Origin of the sequence: Vibrio sp. L85 (assembly GCF_963871815.1) — a bacterium.
Classification (GTDB): Bacteria; Pseudomonadota; Gammaproteobacteria; order Enterobacterales; family Vibrionaceae; genus Vibrio; species Vibrio harveyi.
Window position 1 is genome coordinate 1 of the sequence record NZ_CAWMYL010000264.1, and the last position, 3856, is coordinate 3856.

Annotated in this window: 4 protein-coding genes; all 4 read right to left on the reverse strand. The window is 60.1% G+C overall.

Features of this window, described 5'->3' with window-relative positions; all coding sequences use genetic code 11:
- Positions 1 to 41: 41 nt before the first annotated feature.
- Complete coding sequence (locus AACR11_RS29275; protein WP_001100557.1) at positions 42 to 320, reverse strand: LysR family transcriptional regulator; 279 nt, start codon at positions 318 to 320, stop codon at positions 42 to 44.
- 54 nt (positions 321 to 374) lie between these two features.
- The gene (gene floR, locus AACR11_RS29280; protein ID WP_000214122.1) at positions 375 to 1589 is read right to left on the reverse strand and encodes a chloramphenicol/florfenicol efflux MFS transporter FloR; all 1215 of its coding nucleotides are present in this window, start codon (positions 1587 to 1589) and stop codon (positions 375 to 377) included.
- 216 nt (positions 1590 to 1805) lie between these two features.
- On the reverse strand, positions 1806 to 2690 hold the full coding sequence (locus tag AACR11_RS29285) for a DUF3363 domain-containing protein (RefSeq protein WP_001447541.1): 885 nt from the start codon (positions 2688 to 2690) through the stop codon (positions 1806 to 1808).
- A 30-nt stretch (positions 2691 to 2720) separates the two neighbouring features.
- A partial coding sequence (locus tag AACR11_RS29290; RefSeq protein WP_053035590.1) for an IS91-like element ISCR2 family transposase occupies positions 2721 to 3856 on the reverse strand: 1136 nt, incomplete at its 5' end.

The window sequence follows — 3856 nt, forward strand, 5'->3', positions numbered from 1 at the left end:
CGAAATGCCTGCCGTTGCTAGACATTGCCAGCCAGTGCCCGTCACTCCGCGGTCTTCACTGCGTGATCGAGTTGATCGACACCCGCCGTGACACGCTCCATGAAGTGCCTGCCTGCGTCTGTTAGCCGAACGCCCCGCGCATGGCGCTCAAATAGCAGGACACCAAGGTTATCCTCCAGCGCTTTCACACGCGCGCTGACGCTCGACTGGCTGATACCAAGTGCCTTGGCCGCATGCCGAAAATTCAGATGCTCGGCGACGGCGATGAACTGAACAAGGGAAATGAGCGGTATCCTGCCAGACAGGATACCGACATTCACGAGGTTTCGATGGTTAGTGCGCCGCATCGGAGCGGGCCTGCTACCAGTCGTCGGTTAGACGACTGGCGACTTCTCGGTGGCAGCCCCACGGAGCCGAAGGAGCACCAGCCCCAACGAAACCAGTACCGCCATCGCCGTGGCGTAACAGATCACGGGCCACGCTGTGTCACCGTTTAAAAGTGCCACCGCCAATGTCCCGACAATGCTGACTATCAGGCTTTGAACGCAGAAGTAGAACGCGACCGCTGATCCCGCGATGTCGTCGAACTCTGCCAAAGCGCCGTTCGCGGTAACGGACACCGTGAAGACAATACCGACCGCGACAACCCACATCGGTAGGATGAAGGTGAGGAATGACGGCGAGCCGTAAAGTTCGCCGATCCCCAACAGGACCGCTCCGCAAACAAGCAACGCCATCCCACGCGCCACGCATCCTGCGATGCCCCATCTGGCGACAAAGGACTTCGCGAAACGGGTTGTCACGATCATTACAAGCGCGACAGTGGCGAAGGCAAAGCTGAATCCGATCTCGGAATATTCCGCTTGGCCTATGAGCACACGGGGAGCCGTCGAGAAGAAGACGAAGTAGGTGCCCATACCGGCGCTAAAGCCGACAGTGTAAACCCAAAAAGCCGGACTCGCGAAGATCGGCAAGACAGATCGGCGCGTCTTGACTTGATCCAGAGGGCGGGTTTCGTGCCACCTGAAACCCGCATTTAGGAGTGCGAGCATCGCCAGTATAGCCAAAGTAATGAATATCGCCTGCCATCCCAAGAACTCGCCGATCAATACTCCGGCGATAGGGCCGAGCGCAGGCACGAACGCCAGCATCGAACTGAAAAGGCCGTAGATGACGACACCCTCAGGACGGTTGGCATAAACGTCGCGAACCGTCGCGAACGTCGCCACCAGCATGGCCGACGCGCCCACTGCTTGAAGTAGACGGAAAGCGACAAAGGCCGGTGCAGTTGAAGACCAAGCTGCTCCCAGAGACGCAATGACGAAAGCCGTTGCGCCCGCAAGTAGAATTGGCCGTCGCCCGATTCTGTCTGAGAGCGGACCAAAAATCACCTGGCCCACGCCGAGCATCACCATATAGAGGCTCAACGTGAGTTGGATCATAGCGGGCGTCGTGTTCAGGATGCCGGGCATCGCTGGAACGACAGGGAGATAAATATCCATCGCCAGTGAAGCGAGGATGTCGAAAGGAGCCATCAGCAGCAGTGCTGCCGGCAGCGTATAGGCCCACGCGGGGCGTGTGGTGGTCATGATGAATCAACCCTCGATTAAGGAATACCGGGCGACGTCTGCTCGTCAGCAATCAGATGAGACTAGCCTTACAGAGCGCCGCAACAACAATACTGGTTGTTGCGGCTTACTTGTCTGCTGACTTGGAATTTCCCATCTGATTACTCCACGCTTACGAATATGAATTGCTACATTATATCCGATTATCTTTTGCTTCGCAATGCGGCATGGGCGCACTCAGCGTTCCAGCCCCCTCTGCCGCCCTAACTGCCACGACACCGACCCGCCCTGCACGATGCCCATAACCTCGCGGCCGAGTTGGCGGTCGATGATCGGCCGCCACGGGACAAGGGTGAACTCATGGGATTTCTCGACCACGGCGAACTTGCCGCTCGATAGATGCACGGTTCCGGTAAACTTGCCGCTGACGCTCTCGCCGTCCGTGGCGGCGCGGAACGGCAGGCCCTTACTCAAAGCCATATCCGATCCGACGCCGGCTACCTCGCGCTCCCGCAGGATGGCGAGAAGGTTGCGCCGGTAGAAGACGCGGCTGTCCCGGCTGCGGGTGGCGTCGCCCTGTTCGATATGGTGCTCGCGGCGCTGGTCCATGGCTTCGCGGACTTGTTGCCCGAAGCCGGTTGGCGCAAGGTCGGCCGTCTCGCCGTGGATCAGCCGCCGGTCCAGCCAGGTCGCGCCGTCCGATCCGATCTGTTTGTTCAGATCGACCGGGGAAAGGACGCGAACGCTGGCCTGACTGTCTCGGCCGGCGTCATGGGCGGCGGCACGGCTGACCAGATCATCGGGGATGCGCCATTGGTCGGCGTCGATCCGCTCGACGATACCGGCCCGGCGTAGCGCCTCCAGCCGGCGCACATGGGCATCGACATAGCCCTCATAGTCGCCGCCTGGAACGCGGCACGTATAGGAAGAATAAACGCCCTTTTCACCCAAGTCCAACAGCTTTGGACCGCAGTTGACTCTTTCGACACCCCTGCGATGCAACCCAATCCGGCTGACGGGGAGCCAGCAACGCTGAAAATTTACCCTCCTCTTTCCCACTAGCGGCTCCTTTTCCGACAACCAGCACGGCGGATCCCTGCCGCGGCGCTGTGAACGCAGCATTTTGATTGGTATCGTTGGCCTTCAGGCTCGTCAGTCAAACAGACCCAGGAGCAGCTCAGCCGGTGGCGCCCGGCTTTCGGGTAACGCCCTGGTCCCGCTGGTTTCGGCTTTGTGCTTCAGGTGATCAAGGATCTGCTTGATCACTATAGGGTCTTCAATGCAGGCGATGACTTTCATGGCGCCGCCGCAGCCGCTGCAGGTCTCGATGTCGATATTGAAAACACGCTTGAGCCGTTGCGCCCATGTCATCGACGCTCGCCGTTGTGCTGGTGTTGCCGGTTCATCAGCCACCCTGACCTTGTTGCCCCTGCCCCGTTTTGCCGGCGTGACCAACGCCCGGTGCCGACTGTTGGGTGCGAACACCCCGTGGAAGCGGGTTAGGTTGACTCTGGGCTTCGGTACCAGGGCGGCCAGCCTTGCAATGAAATCCAATGGTTCGAAAATGACGTGCGTGGTGCCGTCCCGGTACGGCGTCTTGAGCTGGTAGCGCACGTTGCCGCCTCGTGTTAACGACAGCCGCTTCTCGGATACCGCCGGGCGGCTGATGTACCGGCACAGCCGTTCGAGCTTCTTGCGTTCATCGGCCCTGGCCGCCACGCCGGCGTGCAGGCTGGACCCGGCTACCTTGCCAATCCCGTCACCGAACGGATCACCACTGGTCGGCAGAGTTTGCAAAGTGAACACCTTTCGCCCCGCCTGTGAACCGACAGCGATACGGTAAGTGATCGAGTGCCCCAGCAGGGGTGTCATCGGGTCGTCATCCACCGCATCCGAGGCCAGATAGCTGTTTTCGACATCCCGTTCCAGCAGGCCTTGCCGTTCCAGATAGCGACCCACCCGGTGGGCGATGGTGTGCGTCAGCTGGGTGAGCTCTGGGCTGGTCGGCGCCTTGACCCAGCGGAAACGCGCTGAGCCGTGGGATTGCTCGACATACACACCGTCGAGAAACAGCATGTGGAAGTGAACATTCAGATTGAGCGCCGATCCAAAACGCTGGATCAGGGTGACCGCGCCCGTCTTGGCCACTTGGTGGGTATGGCCCGCTTTCTTGACCAGGTGCGTGGCAATGACGCGGTAAACGATGCCCAGCACCCACCCCATGATCTCGGGCCGGCTGGCAAACAGGAAACGCAGCTGAAACGGGAAGCTCAACACCCACTGACGCA

What these genes read in the sequence shown, in the direction of transcription:
- floR (WP_000214122.1), bottom strand. Translation starts at nt 1,589, where the DNA reads ATGACCACCACACGCCCCGCGTGGGCCTATACGCTGCCGGCAGCACTG.
- AACR11_RS29285 (WP_001447541.1), bottom strand. Translation starts at nt 2,690, where the DNA reads ATGCTGCGTTCACAGCGCCGCGGCAGGGATCCGCCGTGCTGGTTGTCG.